We start from the raw sequence: 18,391 nt of genomic DNA on the forward strand, positions 1-18,391 counted from the left end.
CACAGTGTGTTTGGCAGCGATTTCTCCCCAAACAGGCGCATCAGCGCGTAAATTTTAGCGCGATCCAGCTTGCAAGGGCGCTGGTCGTGCCAGTCGCAAACGCGCCCCACACAATATCGAAAACACTTACCTTGGTCGCCCACACCTTGAACACCGCTTGGCTGGTCAGGTCGAACGTTGCGTAACACAGCCCTCCCAGCAGCACGCCGTTCAAAAGTGCCACTTTGAAATCGCCTGCGATAAGGCCGGGCCGAATAGCGAACCAGATCATCCCGCAAAGGTAGATGATATAAAATGCGCCCGCTGCGCCCATGTTGAATTCATCAGCCATGATCTCGCCGATGATGGGCTCGTACAAATTGGCGCCCGCCCAGCTTAGCCACATCGCATCAAGAGCGCCGAAAATCACCGCCGCGCTTACAAAAGCAATCAAATATCGGGTCATTGTCATTTCCTTGCCGTTACCAGCATTGAACGGGGCCTTGACCGAGAGGTTCCTGAACGTCATTGCATGAGGCCATGGATGAGGCAAACACACCCGGCGCAAATCCGGCCATCGAAGAAATGAGCTTTGAAGAGGCGCTGAGCGCGCTTGAAGAGATCGTAACGAAGCTTGAACGCGGCGATGTCCCGCTTGATCAGTCTATCCAGCTGTACGAACGCGGCGAACAATTGCGAGCCGCCTGTCAAAAGCGTCTTGATAGCGCGCAGGCCAGGATCGAGAAAATCGTTGCCGGAAGCGATGGCTCGCCCGGCGGCACCACTCCCTTGGACGGAGGGGCGTAGAAGGCTCATGGGAGGGGACATTCTGAAAGAAGGCCTCAGCCGCGTTCAAGGCGAGATCGATTCGGTCTTTGACGCTTTCTTGCCCGTGCCATCAGACACCCGCGCAAGATTGGTCGAAGCGATGCGCTACGCTGCGATTGGCGGGGGGAAACGTGTTCGCCCGCTGCTGGTTGTCAGCACGGCAGAATTGTTCGGCGTCGACCGAACGGCGGCTTTGCGCGCTGGCGCTGCGGTGGAGGCGATCCATTGCTATTCGCTTATCCACGATGACTTGCCGTGCATGGATGATGACGATCTGCGCCACGGCAAACCGACTTTGCACCACGTCTATGATGAGGCAACCGCTGTGCTTGCCGGTGATAGCTTGCACGCGCTCGCCTTCGAAATCCTCGCTGATACCGAAACCAGCGCCGATCCATTTGTGCGCAGCGAATTGATCGCGACGCTGGGTCAGGCCAGCGGCATGAACGGTATGGCAGGCGGCCAGATGATGGATATGGTCGCCGATGAAGAGGGCGTTACCTACGACCTCCAAGCGATCACCCGGCTCCAGCAATTGAAGACCGGCGCCCTGTTGTCTTGTTCGGTGGAGATGGGCGCTATCCTTGGCCGTGTGCCGGTGGAGGGCAGGGCACACCTCAGGGCCTATTCGCGCGATATTGGCCTTGCCTTCCAGATCGCAGACGATCTTCTTGATGTCGAAGGGGATGCGGAACTGGCAGGAAAGGCGCTGCGCAAAGACGAGAGCCAAGGCAAGCAGACGTTCGTCACATTAATGGGCGTCGATAAAGCGCGTGAGCAAGCGCGGATGCTTGTCGATCAGGCGATCGGACACCTGGGCTCTTATGGCAGCGAGGCCGATTTGCTGCGCGCACTCGCCCGCTTTATTGTCGAACGCGACCGCTAGCGCGTTCAAGAACGGGCGCGATGCCCCCGGACCCCTTGTGAAGGAACACCCAAATGAGCAAACGCATCGGTATCTATCCCGGCACCTTTGATCCCATTACTCTGGGTCATGCCGACATTATTCGGCGCGGCGCAAAATTGGTGGATGAACTCATTATCGGGGTCACAACCAACCCATCGAAGAACCCTATGTTCTCAACTGAAGAACGCTTTTCCATGGTAGAGCGAGAGGTCAAAAATCTTGGCCTCGAAAATGTAAAAGTCGTCGGTTTCAATGCGCTGCTGGTCAAATTTGCGCAAAAACAAGGGGCATCGGTTATTATTCGAGGGCTTCGCGCGGTGGCGGATTTTGAATATGAATATCAAATGGCCGGCATGAACCAGCAATTGGACGAAGAGATCGAAACCGTCTTCCTGATGGCCGATGTCTCGCTCCAACCCATCGCCTCCAAGCTGGTAAAGGAAATCGCGGTTTACGGCGGCGACATCACCCCGTTTGTCAGCAAGGAAGTGTGCGAGGAAGTCGTCACGCGGGTCGATGAAACCGGCCGTAAAGGCGATTATTGATCAGCCGTGACGGGCTACCATAAGGCTGTGCGCGAAGTGTTACTCATTCATTGAAGTGTCAGGCACCCACGGCTAGATGGGTGCAAACGATTATTGACGGATCAAAAGAGAACCCATGTTCAAGACTGTAACATCATCATTGACTGTGATGGCCCTTGCTGTGACCCCGTTTGCTGCTTTTGCGCAAGATGAAGAGGGGGATGAAGGCGAAGCGGAGGCTGTCGCCAAAGTTGACAATCGCACCTATCCGCCAGTGAATTTCGATCAGAGCGAAAATCCGGAAAATATCTGGGTGCTCGACCTGTCCAATGGTGAGCGGGTCAAAATCCGGCTGATGGAGGAATGGGCGCCAAGCCATGTGGAGCGTATCAAGACGCTGACGCGCGATGGCTTTTACAATGGCGTGGTGTTCCACCGCGTGATCGAAGGGTTCATGGCGCAATCGGGCGACCCAACGGGGACAGGCCAGGGTTCCTCGAAACTGCCTGATCTCAATGAAGAATTTAACCCCATGCCGCACGTTCGCGGGACGGTATCAATGGCGCGCGCAAACGAAGAGAACAGCGCAAACAGCCAGTTCTTTATCGTGTTTTACCCGCGTTTCAGCCTCGACAAGCGCTACACCAACTTTGGGCGCGTGATTGAAAACATGGGCGCGGTCGATGCCATTGTACGCGGTGAACCGCCTGCGAACCCGACGCGTATCCTGCAAGCGTCGATGCTGAGCGACAATCTTCCTGTGCCTTCTGCGGCCCCGCCGCGTGTGGAGCCAGAGGTGACGGCCGATATGCTCAGCGCGCCGCTGGAAACGCAGTAAAGCGCAAGGCCCTTCACGAAAGCGGTTTGCGATCCGGTTCTGAGCGCCTAAGCGTGCGCGCATCATGCGTGTTGACCTGTTTGATTTCGAGCTTCCTCAAGAGCGCATCGCCCTGCGTCCTGTGCGACCACGCGATGCTGCGCGGATGCTTGTCGTGCGCGGGCAAGATGCGGCGTTTGAAGACCGCGGTGTTCTCGACCTGCCTAATATGCTGGAGCCGGGTGATGTTCTTGTTTTCAACGACACACGTGTCCTTCCCGCTCAGCTTGAAGGAAGACGCGCAGGTGGTGAAGCCAAGGTTGGCGCGACGCTGCACAAGCGCCTTGATCTGAGGCGCTGGGTTGCTTTTGTGCGCAACGCCAAACGGGTGAAAGAGGGCGACCAGATCATTTTTGGCGGCGGCGTCACCGCAATCGCGGAAAGCCGCAATGCCGATGGCTCGATCACGCTGTTCTTCGAGGGCGAAGAACCTGTTGAGGTGTTGCTCGACCGCGCGGGCACCATGCCGCTCCCCCCCTATATCGCCGCGCGCCGGGGCGTGGATGACCGCGATTTGGCGGACTACCAAACCATGTTTGCAAAGGAAGACGGTGCAGTCGCGGCTCCCACTGCAAGTCTGCATTTCACAGACAGGCTGATCAACGCACTGGATGAGCGCGGAATAGGGCGCGAAATGCTGACCTTGCACGTGGGCGCAGGAACGTTCCTGCCGGTCAAGGCCGAGGACACGGACGACCACCAAATGCATTCCGAGTTTGGCCGGATCAGCGCTGAGACGGCTGCAAGGCTGAACGCTGCGAGAAAGGCGGGCGGGCGCATTATCGCAGTTGGCACCACATCGCTTCGCACACTCGAAAGCGCGGTCAGCGAAGACGGCGTTATCGAGGAGTTTGCCGCCGACACAGACATCTTTATCACCCCCGGCTATCGCTTTAAAGCGGTGGACGGTTTGATGACCAATTTTCACCTGCCTAAAAGCACTTTAATGATGTTGGTGAGCGCTCTTATGGGGCGTGAGCGGATGATGGCGGCTTATACTCATGCCATTGAAAATGAGTACCGCTTCTATTCCTATGGTGACAGCTCGCTACTCCTGCCCTAGCGCATTTCGCAATGTCCCAACCAATTCTCTCAATCAAAGGCCTCTCGAAAGTCTACGCCGGCGGTACAAAGGCGCTCGACAATGTTGATCTCGACATTCGCAAGGGAGAGATTTTCGCACTGCTCGGCCCCAATGGTGCGGGCAAGACGACGCTCATCGGCTCAGTGTGTGGTCTGGTGCGGCCAAGCTCTGGAAAAATCACTGCCTTTGGCCATGATCTCGCAACCGATTGGCGAGCGGCGAGGGCGCGTATCGGCCTCGTTCCGCAAGAGCTTTCGACCGATATGTTCGAGACGGTCTGGCGCGCGGTTTCCTATTCACGCGGCCTGTTTGGCCTTGCTCCTGATAAAGCGCGGATTGAGGAAATCTTGCGTTCCTTGAGCCTGTGGGAGAAAAAGGACGCGCAAATCCGCGAGCTTTCCGGCGGCATGAAACGCCGGGTTCTGATTGCGAAGGCGCTGGCTCACGAACCCGATCTTCTCTTCCTTGATGAACCCACTGCGGGCGTCGATGTGGAGCTTCGCAAAGGGATGTGGGAGCAAATCGGCGCGCTTCGAGAGCGCGGCACGACCATCATCCTCACCACCCACTACATCGAAGAAGCCGAACTTATGGCGGACCGGGTCGGGATCATCCGCAAGGGCCAGATCCTCATGGTCGATGATAAAGCCTCGATCATGCAACACATGGGCTCCACCGAGGCGGTCTTCACTCTCGCAAAGCCTTTGGCTGCGGTCCCAGAGGGGCTCGACCAATTTGCCCTGACGTTAGGCGAGGGCGGTACGTCGCTGATTTTTCGCGGGGGTGGCGAAGGTGACGGCAACGCAGAAGTCGCTGCGCTGACGAAATCGCTGATCGCGGCGGGCGTCGATTACACTAGCATCGACATCCACGACAGCTCACTTGAAGACATATTCGTTGGCCTTGTCGCCGAAACTCAAGGTGAGAGCGCATGATGCAGGGCTTTAATGCACGCGGTACCTGGTCGATTTACACGCGAGAATTGATGCGTGCGCTGCGCACAGCGTTTCAGTCGATCCTCTCGCCTGTACTCACAACGTCGCTCTATTTCGTAGTCTTCGGCACCGTGATCGGCGGGCGCATGGAGCCAGTGGATGGCGTTGCCTATGGCGCATTCATCATCCCGGGGCTGTTGATGCTGACTTTGCTGGGTGAGACGACCAGCAATTCTTCTTTCGGCATCTATATGCCGCGCTTCACTGGCACAATTTACGAACTGTTGTCCGCACCCGTCGGGGTGGCCGAGACGCTCATCGGCTTTGTCGGGGCAGCGGCGACCAAGGGCCTCATACTCGCCGCAATCATCCTTGGAACAGCGACTTTCTTTGTGGACTATGAAATCGCGCATCCATTGGCTGCTGTGGGCTATATCATGCTAGTCGCGGCCAGCTTCTCGCTCTTCGGGTTCATCCTGGGGATCTGGGCGGATAGCTTTGAAAAGCTTGGAATTATTCCGCTGCTGTTCCTTACCCCGCTGACCTTCCTTGGGGGCACGTTCTATTCGATTGATGACCTTCCCGGTGTTTGGTCAACCATCGCCTATGCCAACCCCATCGCGTTTCTGGTGAGTGGGCTTCGTTGGACATTCTACGGCACGTCGGATGTCTCGATTTGGGTGTCGCTTGGCATGACGCTTGGCTTCCTTGCGCTGTGCGTTGCTGTGATCGCCTTTATCTTCAAAACCGGTTGGAGGCTTCGAGAGTGACCCGCTTCGCATTTGAACTTCACGCCACCGATAGTCGCGCGCGAACGGGCAAGATCACCATGCAGCGCGGCGAAATCCGCACGCCTGCGTTCATGCCTGTGGGCACCGCTGCGACGGTCAAGGCGATGAAGCCTGAAAGCGTGCGAGAGATCGGCGCTGACATTATCCTTGGCAACACATATCACTTGATGCTGCGTCCCGGGGCAGAGCGTATGGCACGCCTTGGCGGGCTTCATAATTTTATGAAGTGGGATCGCCCGATCCTGACCGATAGCGGCGGTTATCAAGTGATGAGCCTTTCTGACCTGCGCAAACTGACCGAAAAAGGCGTTGAATTTCGCAGCCATATCGATGGCTCGAAGCATATGCTCACGCCTGAACGCTCGATGGAGATTCAGCGGCTTCTGGGCTCTGACATAGTTATGTGTTTTGACGAATGCCCGCGCGCTGATCGCCCGCGCGATGAGATCGCGTCCTCGATGGAACTGTCCATGCGCTGGGCCAAGCGCAGCCGCGATGGCTTTGACAGCGGTGAGGAACACGCCGCGCGCTCGGCGCTGTTTGGCATCCAGCAAGGCGCTTTGGACGAAGGCCTGCGCAAAATCAGCGCCGATAAACTTATCGACATCGGCTTTGATGGCTATGCTGTGGGAGGTCTTGCCGTGGGCGAGGGGCAGGAGGCGATGTTCGGCGTGCTCGACTACGCACCAGAGCAACTCCCCAAGGACAAACCGCGCTATCTTATGGGAGTGGGCAAGCCCGACGACCTTGTCGGTGCAGTTGAGCGCGGGATCGATATGTTCGACTGTGTCCTTCCCACAAGGTCAGGGCGCAACGGTCAAGCCTTTACCTGGAACGGCCCCATAAACATCCGCAACGCCAAATTCGCTGAGGACCTATCGCCCTTGGATGAAACCTCCGATTGCTCTGCCTCGCGCGATTATTCGAAAGCCTATCTCCACCATCTGCACAAGAGCCACGAGATCCTCGGCGCAATGCTCGTGACCGAGCACAATCTCGCCTTTTTTCAGGCCTTGATGCAGAGGATGCGCGATGCCATTGGGGCGGGGCGATTTGCTGAGTTTGCGGCCGATTTTCGCCGCAACTACCTTGGCCAAAAAAGCTTGGAAAGTAAGAATTGATGCCCAAACTCCCCGAGGATTGCCAGACGATGGTCGAGGTGCGCGAAGGCGTTGATGCGACCGATCGCGAGCTGGTCGCTCTGCTTGAACGGCGCTTTGGATATATGCGGGCAGCGGCTCGTATTAAGCCAAACCGTGAGGCAGTGCGCGATGAAGAGCGCAAGGCAAGCGTGATTGCGGCGGCCAAGGCAGAAGCAGAGGCGCGCGGCATTCCGAGCGACCTTATCGCTGATCTTTGGGAGCAATTGGTCGAAGGCTCGATCGCCTACGAATTCGACGAATGGGACCAGACGCGCGGCTAGACCGACTCCGGCCTAAACCTCACAAACAAAAAGGGCGGCCCCGAAAGGCCGCCCTTTTGTATTTCGTGCTCGGCGCGTAGATTAGCGCGAGTAGAACTCGACCACGAGGTTTGGTTCCATCGTCACCGGGTAAGGCACTTCGTCGAGCTTTGGCACGCGGGTGAACTGAACCTTGTCGTTGCCTTCTGGAACGACATAGTCAGGGATTTCACGCTCTGGCAGGCTTTGGGCTTCGATCACGAGAGCCATTTCCTTAGCCTTCGTGTTGAGGCTGATAACATCGCCAACGTCGCAGCGACGCGATGGGATGTTACACTTCACGCCGTTCACGAGGATGTGACCGTGGTTGACGATCTGACGCGCTGCAAAGATCGTTGGAGCGAATTTCGCACGATACACGATCATGTCCAAACGACGCTCGAGCAGACCGATAAGGTTCTGACCGGTGTCACCCTTCATGCGGGTTGCGTCTTTGTAGGTTGAGCGGAACTGCTTCTCGGTCACGTCGCCATAGTAGCCTTTGAGCTTCTGTTTGGCGCGCAGCTGAAGACCGAAGTCGCTCATCTTGCTCTTACGACGCTGACCGTGTTGGCCGGGGCCATAAGAACGCTTGTTTACTGGAGAGTTTGGACGACCCCAGATGTTTTCGCCCATCCGACGGTCGAGTTTATGCTTGGCGCTTGTGCGCTTAGTCATTGTCTTTCCTTACATTTTGCTGGCCCGCCCAATAGGCAGGCATTGAACCCGGCAGCGCACCGTTGAAACCTGCGTTCAACGCGGCTTCCGCTTCACCGGGGTGCGGAGCCAAATTTGCGTGAGCGCGCGTATACAGCGCTGCACCGCAAAATCAACCCTTATCCGGCCCATCTTTAGCGGTGTCTTTATCAGGCCGCCCAAGCGAGGACAGCACCCCGCGCAAAGTGCGCACTTCGAGGTGATTCCAGCCTGGCTTGGTCAGCACGCCGCGAAGGGTTCGACGGGTGGCTTCGGCGCGCGCTTCGGGGAAGAAATACCCCTTTGGCGCGAGCATTTTCTCAAGGTGCGCGATGAGCCCTTCCAATTCCTCCTGCGGGGCGGGGGGAAGCGCCTCTTCCTCTGCGGTGGGTTGGACCAGCTCGCTTTCCTCAGCCTCGCGGCCAATGCGCGACCATTCATATGCAGTCAGAATGACGGCCTGCGCCAAGTTCAGCGAACCGAATTCCGGATTGATCGGTACGGTTAGAATATGGCGGGCAAGGGCAACGTCTTCTGTCTCAAGCCCGGAAGCTTCGCGCCCGAACAGCACCGCGTGGCGACCTTCGTTTGAATGCATCAACCGCGCGGCACCATCGGGACCAACAACAGGCTTTGTCACCCCGCGTTTGCGCACAGTGGTCGCGTAAACGTGCTCGCAATCGGCGACCGCCTCAGCGGTCGTCTCATAAATCTTCGCTTGATCAAGCACGATGTCAGCCCCAGCAGCCGCAGGCCCCGCGCTGGGGTTTGGCCAGCCATCACGCGGATTGACAATGCGCATTTCTGTAAGCCCAAAGTTGAGCATTGCGCGCGCCGCCTTGCCGATATTCTCGCCCAGCTGCGGGCGCACCAGAACAATGATTGGTTTATTGGACACGGGGTTAGTCTTTAGCAGCGTCGGCAACGGTGCTGGCAAATTCCTCAAAGTCCTTGGCCTCTGAGAAGTCGCGGTAAACGCTTGCGAAGCGGATATAGGCAACCGAATCCAATTGCTTGAGCCCGTCCATCACCATCTCGCCAATGCGCGAGGAAGGGACTTCGGCGTCGCCTGCGGTTTCAACTTGGCGTTGAATTCCAGAGACGAGTTGGTCGATGCGCTCTTGGCTCACATCGCGTTTGCGACAGGCGAGCGAGACGGACTTCTCAAGCTTGGAGCGATCAAAGGGTTCGCGCCTCGGATCAGAGCTGTCAGCACCCGTTTTGACAATCACAACTTCGCGCAGCTGCACGCGCTCAAAAGTCGTGAACCGCGCACCACAGGAATTGCACTGACGCCGCCGCCTGATCGAAGTGTTATCCTCGGTCGGGCGGCTGTCTTTGACTTGCGTATCTTCGTGAGCGCAAAAAGGGCAGCGCATGGGATGCCTTAGCCTTCGGGATAAACCGGGAAGTCAGCGCACAGCTTGGAAACGCGGTTGCGTACGCTTTCTTCGACCTGCGCATCGCCTTCGGGGCCGTTCTTGGACAGGCCATCGACGACTTCAGCAATCAACTGGCCCACCTGGCGGAATTCCACCGGACCAAAGCCGCGCGTGGTGCCAGCAGGTGTGCCAAGGCGAATGCCGGAGGTAACGAAGGGCGAGCGTGTGTCGAACGGAATGCCGTTCTTGTTGCAGGTGAGCCATGCGCGGTCGAGGCCAGCTTCCGCCGCTTTCCCGGTCACGTCTTTTGCCGTCAGATCGACCAGCATTGAGTGATTATCCGTGCCGCCAGACACAATGCGAAGCCCGTTTTCTTCAAGGCTTGCAGCCAGTGCTCGCGCGTTTTCGACAATGCGGTGGGCGTAGGTCTTGAATTCCGGAGCGAGGGCTTCCTTAAACGCCACCGCCTTGGCCGCGACAACGTGCATCAACGGGCCACCTTGGAGGCCGGGGAATACCGCCATATTCAATGGCTTGGTGAATTTCTCATCGTTCCAAAGAATGATGCCTGAACGCGGGCCGCGCAGGGATTTATGCGTCGTCGAGGTGACAATATCGCAATGCGGGAAGGGCGATGGATGCGCGCCGCCAGCAACGAGGCCGGAGATATGGCTCATATCGCAAAGGAGAATTGCACCCACTTCGTCAGCGATCTTGCGGAATGCCTCAAAATCCCAAATCCGTGAGTAGGCCGTGCCGCCGCAGATGATAAGCTTTGGCTTGTGCTCATGCGCGGTTGCCGCCACCGCTTCCATGTCGATCCGCTCGTCACCCTCGGTCACGCCGTAGCTGACCGGGTTGAACCACTTGCCGCTCATATTGACGGGTGAACCGTGAGTCAGGTGACCACCTGAGTTGAGGTCGAGGCCCATAAATGTGTCGCCCGGCTGCAAAAGTCCCAGGAACACCGCTTGGTTCATCTGACTACCCGAATTGGGCTGAACATTGGCAAAGTTGCATCCAAACAGCTGCTTGGCGCGCTCGATTGCCAGCGTTTCGACCACGTCCGCATAATCGCAGCCGCCGTAATAGCGCTTGCCCGGATAGCCTTCTGCGTATTTGTTGGTGAATACGCTTCCCGTCGCCTCAAGCACCGCTTTTGATGCGATATTTTCAGAGGCGATCAGTTCGATCTTGTCTTGTTGGCGCGCAAGCTCTTTGCCGATAGCTTCAGCGATTTCGGGATCCGCTGTGGCCAAATCATCGTGCCAAAAGCCGTTCATCTGATCGGTAACTGAAGATGGGTTGGTGCTCATTGGTGCGTCTCAATGTGGTCGGGGTCGATAGGGGGATTGCCAAGCTTGGCAACGCGGCGATGGTGGCGACCATTTGGATCGCCCTCATCGGCAAATACGGTGTTTAGGAAGGTTGCGATGCAGCTTTTCGCCATTTCAATGCCGATAAGGCGTGCACCCAAGGCAATGCAGTTGGCGTTATTGTGTTCGCGTGCGAGCGCCGCGGACAATGGCTCTGACACCAATGCGCAGCGAACGCCGGGGTGGCGATTGACGCTGATCGAGATACCGATACCCGAACCGCACAGAGCGATGCCATATTGAGCGGTGCCATCGGCGACCACATCGGCGAGCTTGTACCCGTAGTCGGGATAATCAACGCTTTCCCCGGGCTCTGGTCCAAGGTCGGCAACTTCGTGGCCTTCTTCCATCAACCATTCAGCCAGTTCGGCTTTCATGTCGGTGGCGGCGTGATCGGATGCGATGGCTAGTCTCATAGGGACGCTCTTTAGAGCGCTAGGCTACATGAAACCACCCCGATAAAGCGGCTTTTCTACGTTTCTGCAGGATGAAATAAGCGCGCCCTTGCGAGGCGGGGCCACATGAGCCATTCTTGCATATGTGCAAATCCTCAACAGACTGAGTGTTTATCAATGCGTTTTGTGTTTTTCCTATGGGCCAGCTTCGCTTTGACTTTTTCTGGCTTAAGCGCGCAGGGCGCGGATCATTTGGGCAGTGAGGTTGAACGGCTCAAGCGTGTTTCTGCTCTCGATGCGGGCAATGGCGCACTCATCATCTCGATTCGCAGCGAGATCTATCTCGACGAACCACTCGATCTGTTCTTTCTTCGCGAAGGCGGCGATGTGGCGAATGAAAGCGACGTTATCCGCTTAACCCGTAAGCAAAACCAGCTCGCTTTCACCAATTCGACGACCAAATACAAAGTGCGCGCCTATCAATTGAGGGCGGGAACTTATCGCCTCATTGCGCACGGGATGGACTGCCCCAAAATACCGGCTGAGGATGAGCGGTGCCTGTCCGATGTCAGCGGCCTGCTGCTGGGCAAACTGGTGCTGGGCAGGCCGTCGCGCGGTTATGGCGAGGAGGCACCAAGCTTTGAAATTCGCGCTGGCCAAGTGACTTATGCGGGCGATTTTGCGCTGACATCGCGCAATAGGGTTGAATGGTCGCAAATCCCGCAAGAGGAGCTTGGCCGATCAGAGCGCGCAGTCAAAGGTCTGGCGCGCGGGCCTGAGCCAGTGGTGCCTGAGGGCTTTGAACTGAAATATGGCCTGTTTCCGCGAAGCTTTGAAACCGACGCGAAGCGGCGTTACTGACGGGCTTACTTCCCAGCCTTTTTCAGCGTTTTATTGAGCCACTTCCACAAGCTGTCGATCTCCTGTGCGGCCTTGCCGTCCGGGGCAAGTTCGCTCGCGGTTTCACCTTTGGCACTGGAGCGATGGAAGTCTGCGCGCTCGCCCAGTTCTACCGGGCAAACGTTGAGCCCGATTTCTTTGGCTGCCTTGCGCGCGTGCTCGGCAAGCTTGGTTGCGCCTGAAGGAACGCCGTTGAGGACCACAAAGGCGGGCGTTTTGGCGTAATTGACTAAGTCCGCAATTGGCTCCAGCGCGGCCAAATCAAAGGCGCGCGGCTTGGTCGGTATGAGCACCAGATCAGCCGCCTTGATCGCCTCACGCGCGGCAGCATCAGCATGGGGAGGGGTGTCGATCACCACGAAGTCGACGCCGTTCTTCTCCGCGCTTTCAATTGTGCGCGCGAGACGGGCGGGGGGAGCGGTCACAACCACGGGGAGGAAATCGCCGCGCCAATCGGACCACGCCGCAGCGGTCGCCTGTGGGTCGGTATCCACTACGCAACTCTCATGCTTTGCCGCTGCTGCGCGGGTTGCGAGGTTGACCGCAAGGGTGGTTTTACCCGAGCCGCCCTTCTGGCTGACGATGGCGATGGTGGTGATGTCGGGCTTTGGCACCTGCAATGCTCCGTCAATCTATTGCGACAAGCCTAGCTGGCGACTTGGCCCTCGGTTTGTTGCTTCTCTTCTAAAAAGCTTTGCAGCCGACCGATGAGATCCTGCATTGCCGCTGGCATTTGCGCCTGAACCTCGTCCATATACGCTTGGTTTGCGTTAGCAAAATTCGGCTCAGCCAATACGGCAGAGGAAAGCTCAAAAAAACGCTGTCCGCTCGGCGTTGCCACAAATGCGCGAATGTCCCTCAACTCTTGCAGAGTGAACATTGCCGCATAGCTGCGCTGCATTCCCGCCATGAGGGAGGGTATATGCGACCGCAAGACCTCTTTGCTTTCAAGGATATAATCCGCAAGCCATTGATCCAAAACCGCAATCGCGCCCTCATCATCAAGGCCATAGGCTTTGAGCGAGGCTTCGCGGGTCTGGACCATCATCTGGTCCATGGATGCAAAAAATATCTCTTCGCGCGTTTCCTCAGGAAACCCGAGGTCAATGATTTCGAGCGCCAGTGCCAGCTTTGCAGCGCTTGGTTCAGCAACAAGTGCGTCTCCACCTGCCTCTTGTGCAAGCGCTGGAGTGTGGGAACTGGCCAGAGCCAGCGAAGCTGCAAACGCTGAAACCAGAAGCTTTCGCATTACTGATCCAGGAACGAGCGCATCTTGCGGCTGCGGCTTGGGTGTTTGAGTTTCCTGAGCGCCTTTGCCTCGATCTGACGGATACGTTCACGGGTCACGGAGAACTGCTGGCCGACCTCTTCGAGGGTGTGGTCGGTGTTCATGCCGATGCCAAAGCGCATCCGCAGAACGCGCTCTTCACGCGGGGTGAGTGAGGCGAGCACGCGGGTGACGGTTTCCTTGAGGTTTGCCTGAATAGCGGCATCGACTGGGATGATCGCATTTTTGTCCTCAATGAAATCGCCAAGGTGCGAGTCTTCTTCATCGCCGATGGGCGTTTCGAGCGAGATCGGCTCTTTGGCGATTTTCATCACCTTGCGAACCTTCTCCAATGGCATGGAGAGGCGCGCTGCCATTTCTTCAGGCGTCGGCTCGCGGCCTTCCTCGTGGAGGAACTGACGGCTTGTGCGCACAAGCTTGTTGATCGTCTCGATCATGTGCACTGGAATACGGATCGTGCGGGCCTGGTCCGCGATTGAGCGGGTGATTGCCTGACGAATCCACCATGTTGCGTAGGTCGAGAATTTATAGCCGCGACGGTATTCAAATTTATCAACCGCCTTCATCAGGCCGATGTTGCCTTCCTGAATAAGATCAAGGAATTGCAGGCCGCGGTTGGTGTATTTCTTGGCGATAGAGATCACCAGACGAAGGTTGGCTTCCACCATTTCCTTCTTGGCAATACGCGCCTCCCGCTCGCCTTTCTGCACCATGTTCACGATGCGGCGGAATTCCGGCAGTGACATACCTGTATTCGCGGCAATATCGGTGATTTCGCTGCGGATACGGTCGACTGCATCGCCTTCCTTTTCAAGGAAAGCGGCCCACTTTTTGTCCTTAGCCGCGCGCTCTTTAATCCATGCATCGTCGAGCTCATTACCGACATAGGATTTGAGGAAGTCCATGCGTTTGATCTTGTGACGCTCCGCAAGGCGGAGCATCTGGCCGCCAAGAGCAGTCAGGCGGCGGTTGAAGGCATAGAGATTGTCGACGAGGAATTCGATCTTAGCAGCATGGAACTGCACGCTTTCGACTTCCGCGGTGAGCTCTTCAGAAAGCTTCTCGTATTTGTTTTCTTTCGCCTTTGGAAACACGTCGCCAGCGGCAAGAGTGTCCACCCGCTCGATTTGAAGTTTCTCAAAGGTTTTGAAAAGCTTGGTAATGCGGGCAAAGCGCTCGATTGCATCGGGCTTAAGCGCGGCTTCCATTTGGGCAAGGCTGAGAGTGTTGTCCTCTTCTTCCTCATCATCCTTCTTGGAGCCTTCGCCTTCTTCGCCGTCTTCATCCTCATCCTTGTGATCTTCGACTTCGTCGTCGTCACGGATGGTCGGACCTGCGGTTTCTTCGGAAATCTCGCCGCCGTTTTCGGCTTCCTCGTTTTCCTCTTCCATCTTGTCTGGCGGAGGCTCTTTGGAAAGCATCGCGTCAAGGTCGAGGATTTCACGAAGCTGCATATCTTCGGAATTGAGCGCTTCGGACCACTGGATAATGGCGTGGAAAGTGATCGGGCTTTGACAAAGGCCCATAATCATCATGTCGCGGCCAGCTTCGATACGCTTGGCAATCGCGATTTCACCTTCACGGCTGAGCAGCTCCACCGCGCCCATTTCGCGCAAATACATCCGCACCGGGTCATCAGTGCGCTCGCCAGCGCCGGTTTTCTTCGCAGCGGGTTTGGCCGCAGCAGCAGGCTTCTTCTTGTCGTCGTCGACTTCCATCGCTTCGACTTCGGCGTCTTGTTCAGCCTCAGCCTCAGCCTCTTCGTCGTTTTCGACAATCTGGACGCCCATTTCGGAAAGCGCAGTCTGGATGTCTTCGATCTGATCGGGGCTCATCTCACCCGAAGGCAACGCAGCGTTGAGCTCATCATAGGTGATGTAACCCTTCTTTTTTGCCTTGGTCATCAGCTTCTTCACAGAAGCTTCGTTCAAATCGATCAGCGGAGCGTCTTCTTTGTCGCTTTTCGCACTCGTGGCCATAAAGCTTGTTCAATCCGTGTGGTGGGAGGCTGTTCGGCCATCGGTCCCTCTACCGAACATCGGCCGTTCAATCACCCAACTGTTAATCCCGATCCGGATGCAAATATCCGAATTAATTGTGTTCAGCTGATGCGCCGGCTTTCCTGCGACCAAATGCTTTCAAGCGTTCATCAACTGTGTGGAGCCGTTCTCGCAACCTGACCTGCTCTGCCAATGCCCCTTCGGGGTCATCGTCAAACCGTGCGATCGTCGCCGCCATAGCAGCTTCGAGCGCTGGCTTGAGGGCCAGCAGCGATACAGCTTCAGCCAATTCCTCGCGCGCTTCACCTGGGTCTGTGCCTTCTTTGAGAAAGGCGAACTTGTGGTTTTCCGGTGGGGCAGGAATGCCTTGGAGTTCCGATATGGCGTTTGCCTCCCGCGAATCAAGTGTTTCTGCAAGCTCCATCAACGATTCTATTGCAGGCGCGGTTTTTGGGTCGTTGAGGGCGAGCCTCGACAGCGCCTCTGAGTGGGCGGAAATTTCTTCCGGAAATCGAAGGAAACCGGCGATAACTGCGGACAAGAGCGAAGCACGTTGACCGCCGGACATGGCCTTACCGAGGGTGTCTTTGGCTTCTTGCGAGAGCCCGCGCGGTTGAGGCCCGCGCCCCTGCCATTTCGCACCACCTGCGGGCGGGCGGTTTTCCCGTCTTGGAAAGGCAAATGCTGAAAAACGATCAAGGAGTTCACGGCGATAAAGCGCCTGAATGTCGCGGTCCTTGATGGTATCGACGTGCTGCATCAGCCGGGCTTTCAATCCAGCCTTGGCCTCTGGTGTGCCGAGTGGCTGCGCATCGCGCTCACCTTCCCATAACGCATCGAGCAGGCTCTTGGGCTCAGCAAGAAGTTTCTCCATCGCCACTGCACCTTGCTCTTTGATGAGGTCGTCAGGGTCCATCCCACTCGGTAAGCGAACGATGGCAAGCGAGCGCATCGGAGCAAGCAAGGGGAGGGCGCGTCCAATCGCCCGCATCGCGGCCCGTTCGCCGGCTTTATCTCCGTCAAAGCACAGCACAGGCACCTCAACCATCCGCCAAAGCATCTCAAGCTGCGTCTCGGTGAGCGCGGTTCCCAATGGCGCGACGGCATCGTGGAAGCCAGCCTGAGCGAGCGCGACCACGTCCATGTACCCCTCGACCACAATCACGCGCCCCGTCTGGCGCGAGGCGGGGGCAGCGCGGTGGAGGTTATAGAGCGTGCGGCCCTTGTCGAAGAGCGGCGTGTCGGGGGAGTTGAGGTACTTCGCAACGCCCCCAGAGCCTTTGGCGAGGCTTTCCATGATCCGCCCGCCAAACGCGATTACACGGCCCCGTGCATCCTGAATGGGTAGCATGACCCGGCCACGAAAACGGTCATAGGTCGTGCCGTCGTCGGTCCTGATCCTCATTCCGGTTTCCACCAACATTTGGTCTTCGTAGCGGGCAAGAGCGCGGTTCAGGGCCTGCTTGCTCTCAGGTGCATAGCCAAAGCCGAATTCTGCGAGGGTTTCCGGTTTAAGCCCGCGACCCGTTAGATATTGCATCGCCTCGCGGCCATCGGGTGAACGCAGATTGTCGAAAAACCATTGTTGAGCATCGGTGGTAACATCGATCAGCTCGGCGCGCTTCTCCGCCTTTTTCGCGGCGACAGGATCAGGGGCAGGGACTTCCATCCCCGCTTCGGCGGCAAGTTCCTTGCACGCATCGATAAAGGACAGCCCGCGCTGCTCGGTCATCCAGCTGATGACATCGCCGTGCGCGCCGCAGCCAAAGCAGTGGTAGAACCCCTTCTGGTCGTTCACATAAAAGCTGGGCGTCGCCTCATTGTGGAACGGACAACAAGCCTTGAACTCGCGCCCCGCACGGGTGAGCTTGGTCGTGCGATTGATCACGGTTGATAGCGTGATCCTCGCGCGCAGCTCGTCCTTCCATTGCGGGGTGATGCTCATAACGGAACTTTGCGCTACCTCTCCGTTCGTGTCGAGCGCAGTCGAGACACAGATGGTGGACGGATTGTGGATCGTTCTGTTGGCGGTTTCGAGAAGTGCGAAAGCGATGCCCAATCGGAATTCGCCAACGCCTCCTTCTTGGCGCGCGACCACTTTTTGACTTTCAGTTCGGTTTCGAGCGCTTCGTGACGCGTTGGGAAATTCTGAGCCCACAAGAGTTCGGCCGGGAGGCGCCGCGATGTGAAATCGCAATATCCTCCCGCTTGATGCTCCGCGATCCTTCTCTCCAGATCATCGGTGTGTCCGGTGTAGTACTTCGCGTCCGAGCAACGCAGTATGTAGCACCAGAATGCCATTTGATGACCTTTCTGTTCACATTGAGAGAAGTTAAGGTGCGTCGGAGCAGGCGTGTCTCGACTTCGCTCGACACGAACGGTTACGAGTTCCTAAGATAGGGCCGCCTTCACCAAGCTACTCGCCAGTTTCCCATCAAGCACCGCGCCGTGCTTGGCTTTAAGAGCGCCCATGACTGTGCCCATGTCCTTCATCGAGGATGCGCCGGTTTCCGCCTTGATCGCCTCAATCGCGGCTTTGGTTTCTTCCTCGCTCATCATCTGCGGCAGGAACTCTTCGATCACGGCCAATTCAGCCTTTTCAGCGTCCGCCAATTCCTGACGGCCGCCTTGTTCGTACATCTCAATCGATTCGCGGCGTTGCTTGGCCATTTTCTGAAGCACAGAGGTCACCAATTCGTCGTCGGGGATGTCCTTGCCGCTCGTGCGCTCTTCAATATCGCGATCCTTGATCTTGGCGCTGATCTGGCGAAGGGCGGCAGTACGCTCTTTCTCCTTGGCTTTCATCGCAGTGATGGTGGCATCTTTGATATCGTCGCGGATCATCGAATTCGGTTCTTTCTGTGGATGGTTTCGTCTTGCGGGCCGCTTAGCCCAAAAAGGACCGCTTAGATAGGTTGACGTGGACCCCAAGCAAGCTTAGCGGGTGAGACTTAGCGACATTGCTGGAAAACTCATTTTAACGGAGCG

22 protein-coding genes are annotated in these 18,391 nt (G+C 57.1%); 10 read left to right on the forward strand and 12 right to left on the reverse strand.

The window, feature by feature from the left end:
* Window positions 1–40 precede the first annotated feature (40 nt).
* Window positions 41–445: a DUF2177 family protein gene (locus tag INR77_RS09485; protein WP_223070832.1), complete on the reverse strand. Its 405-nt coding sequence runs from the start codon at window positions 443–445 to the stop codon at window positions 41–43.
* A 74-nt stretch (window positions 446–519) separates the two neighbouring features.
* On the opposite strand from INR77_RS09485, the gene INR77_RS09490 reads away from it, so the two are divergent.
* The 9 genes from INR77_RS09490 (at window position 520) to INR77_RS09530 (ending at window position 7,348) form a co-directional block, all read left to right on the forward strand.
* Window positions 520–786 carry an exodeoxyribonuclease VII small subunit gene (locus INR77_RS09490; RefSeq protein ID WP_223070833.1) on the forward strand — a complete coding sequence of 89 codons (267 nt, stop codon included), beginning with the start codon at window positions 520–522 and terminating at the stop codon, window positions 784–786.
* A 7-nt stretch (window positions 787–793) separates the two neighbouring features.
* Entirely contained in the window at window positions 794–1,693 is a 900-nt protein-coding gene (locus INR77_RS09495) for a polyprenyl synthetase family protein (protein WP_223070834.1), read from the forward strand.
* Window positions 1,694–1,746: 53 nt separating this feature from the next.
* Window positions 1,747–2,259 (forward strand): pantetheine-phosphate adenylyltransferase, encoded by a 513-nt coding sequence (gene coaD / locus INR77_RS09500; RefSeq protein ID WP_223070835.1) that lies wholly within the window; start codon window positions 1,747–1,749, stop codon window positions 2,257–2,259.
* 115 nt (window positions 2,260–2,374) lie between these two features.
* Window positions 2,375–3,076: a peptidylprolyl isomerase gene (locus INR77_RS09505; protein ID WP_223070836.1), complete on the forward strand. Its 702-nt coding sequence runs from the start codon at window positions 2,375–2,377 to the stop codon at window positions 3,074–3,076.
* Between the two features lie 64 nt (window positions 3,077–3,140).
* Window positions 3,141–4,178 carry a tRNA preQ1(34) S-adenosylmethionine ribosyltransferase-isomerase QueA gene (gene queA, locus INR77_RS09510; protein WP_223070837.1) on the forward strand — a complete coding sequence of 346 codons (1,038 nt, stop codon included), beginning with the start codon at window positions 3,141–3,143 and terminating at the stop codon, window positions 4,176–4,178.
* A gap of 11 nt (window positions 4,179–4,189) precedes the next feature.
* Window positions 4,190–5,134, forward strand: a complete 945-nt coding sequence (locus INR77_RS09515; protein WP_223070838.1) for an ABC transporter ATP-binding protein — start codon at window positions 4,190–4,192, stop codon at window positions 5,132–5,134.
* Window positions 5,134–5,904: an ABC transporter permease gene (locus tag INR77_RS09520; protein WP_223073500.1), complete on the forward strand. Its 771-nt coding sequence runs from the start codon at window positions 5,134–5,136 to the stop codon at window positions 5,902–5,904. The genes INR77_RS09515 and INR77_RS09520 overlap by 1 nt, the downstream gene beginning before the upstream one ends.
* Entirely contained in the window at window positions 5,901–7,046 is a 1,146-nt protein-coding gene (tgt, locus tag INR77_RS09525; RefSeq protein ID WP_223070839.1) for a tRNA guanosine(34) transglycosylase Tgt, read from the forward strand. Before INR77_RS09520 ends, tgt begins: the two co-directional genes overlap by 4 nt.
* Window positions 7,046–7,348: a chorismate mutase gene (locus tag INR77_RS09530; protein WP_223070840.1), complete on the forward strand. Its 303-nt coding sequence runs from the start codon at window positions 7,046–7,048 to the stop codon at window positions 7,346–7,348. The genes tgt and INR77_RS09530 overlap by 1 nt, the downstream gene beginning before the upstream one ends.
* Window positions 7,349–7,429: 81 nt before the next feature.
* Here INR77_RS09530 and rpsD read toward each other — a convergent pair whose 3' ends face one another.
* The 5 genes from rpsD to INR77_RS09555 all read right to left on the reverse strand — a co-directional run bounded on the left by rpsD (window position 7,430) and on the right by INR77_RS09555 (window position 11,236).
* Complete coding sequence (gene rpsD / locus INR77_RS09535) at window positions 7,430–8,044, reverse strand: 30S ribosomal protein S4 (RefSeq protein ID WP_223070841.1); 615 nt, start codon at window positions 8,042–8,044, stop codon at window positions 7,430–7,432.
* A 151-nt stretch (window positions 8,045–8,195) separates the two neighbouring features.
* Complete coding sequence (locus INR77_RS09540) at window positions 8,196–8,960, reverse strand: RNA methyltransferase (RefSeq protein ID WP_223070842.1); 765 nt, start codon at window positions 8,958–8,960, stop codon at window positions 8,196–8,198.
* Between the two features lie 4 nt (window positions 8,961–8,964).
* Window positions 8,965–9,441, reverse strand: a complete 477-nt coding sequence (gene nrdR, locus INR77_RS09545; protein ID WP_223070843.1) for a transcriptional regulator NrdR — start codon at window positions 9,439–9,441, stop codon at window positions 8,965–8,967.
* Window positions 9,442–9,449: 8 nt separating this feature from the next.
* On the reverse strand, window positions 9,450–10,760 hold the full coding sequence (gene glyA, locus INR77_RS09550; RefSeq protein WP_305040805.1) for a serine hydroxymethyltransferase: 1,311 nt from the start codon (window positions 10,758–10,760) through the stop codon (window positions 9,450–9,452).
* Window positions 10,757–11,236 (reverse strand): RpiB/LacA/LacB family sugar-phosphate isomerase, encoded by a 480-nt coding sequence (locus INR77_RS09555; protein WP_223070844.1) that lies wholly within the window; start codon window positions 11,234–11,236, stop codon window positions 10,757–10,759. The genes glyA and INR77_RS09555 overlap by 4 nt, the downstream gene beginning before the upstream one ends.
* A 192-nt stretch (window positions 11,237–11,428) precedes the next feature.
* Between INR77_RS09555 and INR77_RS09560 the strand changes: the two genes are divergently transcribed.
* Window positions 11,429–12,076, forward strand: coding sequence for a hypothetical protein (locus INR77_RS09560; protein WP_223070845.1), 648 nt, complete (start codon window positions 11,429–11,431; stop codon window positions 12,074–12,076).
* A 5-nt stretch (window positions 12,077–12,081) separates the two neighbouring features.
* Here INR77_RS09560 and parA read toward each other — a convergent pair whose 3' ends face one another.
* From parA to INR77_RS09590, 6 genes are all read right to left on the reverse strand, one after another.
* Complete coding sequence (gene parA, locus INR77_RS09565; protein WP_255573718.1) at window positions 12,082–12,729, reverse strand: ParA family partition ATPase; 648 nt, start codon at window positions 12,727–12,729, stop codon at window positions 12,082–12,084.
* Window positions 12,730–12,761: 32 nt separating this feature from the next.
* Window positions 12,762–13,364, reverse strand: coding sequence for a DUF2059 domain-containing protein (locus INR77_RS09570; RefSeq protein ID WP_223070846.1), 603 nt, complete (start codon window positions 13,362–13,364; stop codon window positions 12,762–12,764).
* Window positions 13,364–15,382: an RNA polymerase sigma factor RpoD gene (rpoD, locus tag INR77_RS09575; RefSeq protein ID WP_223070847.1), complete on the reverse strand. Its 2,019-nt coding sequence runs from the start codon at window positions 15,380–15,382 to the stop codon at window positions 13,364–13,366. Before rpoD ends, INR77_RS09570 begins: the two co-directional genes overlap by 1 nt.
* A gap of 112 nt (window positions 15,383–15,494) precedes the next feature.
* The gene (dnaG, locus tag INR77_RS09580) at window positions 15,495–17,348 is read right to left on the reverse strand and encodes a DNA primase (RefSeq protein ID WP_223070848.1); all 1,854 of its coding nucleotides are present in this window, start codon (window positions 17,346–17,348) and stop codon (window positions 15,495–15,497) included.
* Window positions 17,349–17,362: 14 nt separating this feature from the next.
* Entirely contained in the window at window positions 17,363–17,704 is a 342-nt protein-coding gene (locus tag INR77_RS09585) for a GIY-YIG nuclease family protein (protein WP_223070849.1), read from the reverse strand.
* A 90-nt stretch (window positions 17,705–17,794) separates the two neighbouring features.
* Complete coding sequence (locus INR77_RS09590) at window positions 17,795–18,247, reverse strand: GatB/YqeY domain-containing protein (protein ID WP_223070850.1); 453 nt, start codon at window positions 18,245–18,247, stop codon at window positions 17,795–17,797.
* Window positions 18,248–18,391: the final 144 nt, after the last annotated feature.

It is taken from the genome of Erythrobacter sp. SCSIO 43205 (genome assembly GCF_019904235.1).
Lineage (GTDB): Bacteria > Pseudomonadota > Alphaproteobacteria > Sphingomonadales > Sphingomonadaceae > Erythrobacter.

Coding starts and splice junctions, on each gene's coding strand:
- INR77_RS09520 (WP_223073500.1), top strand. CDS start 5,134: ATGCAGGGCTTTAATGCACGCGGTACCTGGTCGATTTACACGCGAGAA.
- coaD (WP_223070835.1), top strand. CDS start 1,747: ATGAGCAAACGCATCGGTATCTATCCCGGCACCTTTGATCCCATTACT.
- INR77_RS09490 (WP_223070833.1), top strand. CDS start 520: ATGGATGAGGCAAACACACCCGGCGCAAATCCGGCCATCGAAGAAATG.
- rpoD (WP_223070847.1), bottom strand. CDS start 15,382: ATGGCCACGAGTGCGAAAAGCGACAAAGAAGACGCTCCGCTGATCGAT.
- INR77_RS09555 (WP_223070844.1), bottom strand. CDS start 11,236: ATGAGACTAGCCATCGCATCCGATCACGCCGCCACCGACATGAAAGCC.
- dnaG (WP_223070848.1), bottom strand. CDS start 17,348: ATGAGCATCACCCCGCAATGGAAGGACGAGCTGCGCGCGAGGATCACG.
- INR77_RS09530 (WP_223070840.1), top strand. CDS start 7,046: ATGCCCAAACTCCCCGAGGATTGCCAGACGATGGTCGAGGTGCGCGAA.
- INR77_RS09485 (WP_223070832.1), bottom strand. CDS start 445: ATGACCCGATATTTGATTGCTTTTGTAAGCGCGGCGGTGATTTTCGGC.
- glyA (WP_305040805.1), bottom strand. CDS start 10,760: ATGAGCACCAACCCATCTTCAGTTACCGATCAGATGAACGGCTTTTGG.
- rpsD (WP_223070841.1), bottom strand. CDS start 8,044: ATGACTAAGCGCACAAGCGCCAAGCATAAACTCGACCGTCGGATGGGC.
- INR77_RS09590 (WP_223070850.1), bottom strand. CDS start 18,247: ATGATCCGCGACGATATCAAAGATGCCACCATCACTGCGATGAAAGCC.
- INR77_RS09585 (WP_223070849.1), bottom strand. CDS start 17,704: ATGGCATTCTGGTGCTACATACTGCGTTGCTCGGACGCGAAGTACTAC.
- INR77_RS09570 (WP_223070846.1), bottom strand. CDS start 13,364: ATGCGAAAGCTTCTGGTTTCAGCGTTTGCAGCTTCGCTGGCTCTGGCC.
- queA (WP_223070837.1), top strand. CDS start 3,141: ATGCGTGTTGACCTGTTTGATTTCGAGCTTCCTCAAGAGCGCATCGCC.
- INR77_RS09495 (WP_223070834.1), top strand. CDS start 794: ATGGGAGGGGACATTCTGAAAGAAGGCCTCAGCCGCGTTCAAGGCGAG.
- INR77_RS09515 (WP_223070838.1), top strand. CDS start 4,190: ATGTCCCAACCAATTCTCTCAATCAAAGGCCTCTCGAAAGTCTACGCC.
- nrdR (WP_223070843.1), bottom strand. CDS start 9,441: ATGCGCTGCCCTTTTTGCGCTCACGAAGATACGCAAGTCAAAGACAGC.
- INR77_RS09505 (WP_223070836.1), top strand. CDS start 2,375: ATGTTCAAGACTGTAACATCATCATTGACTGTGATGGCCCTTGCTGTG.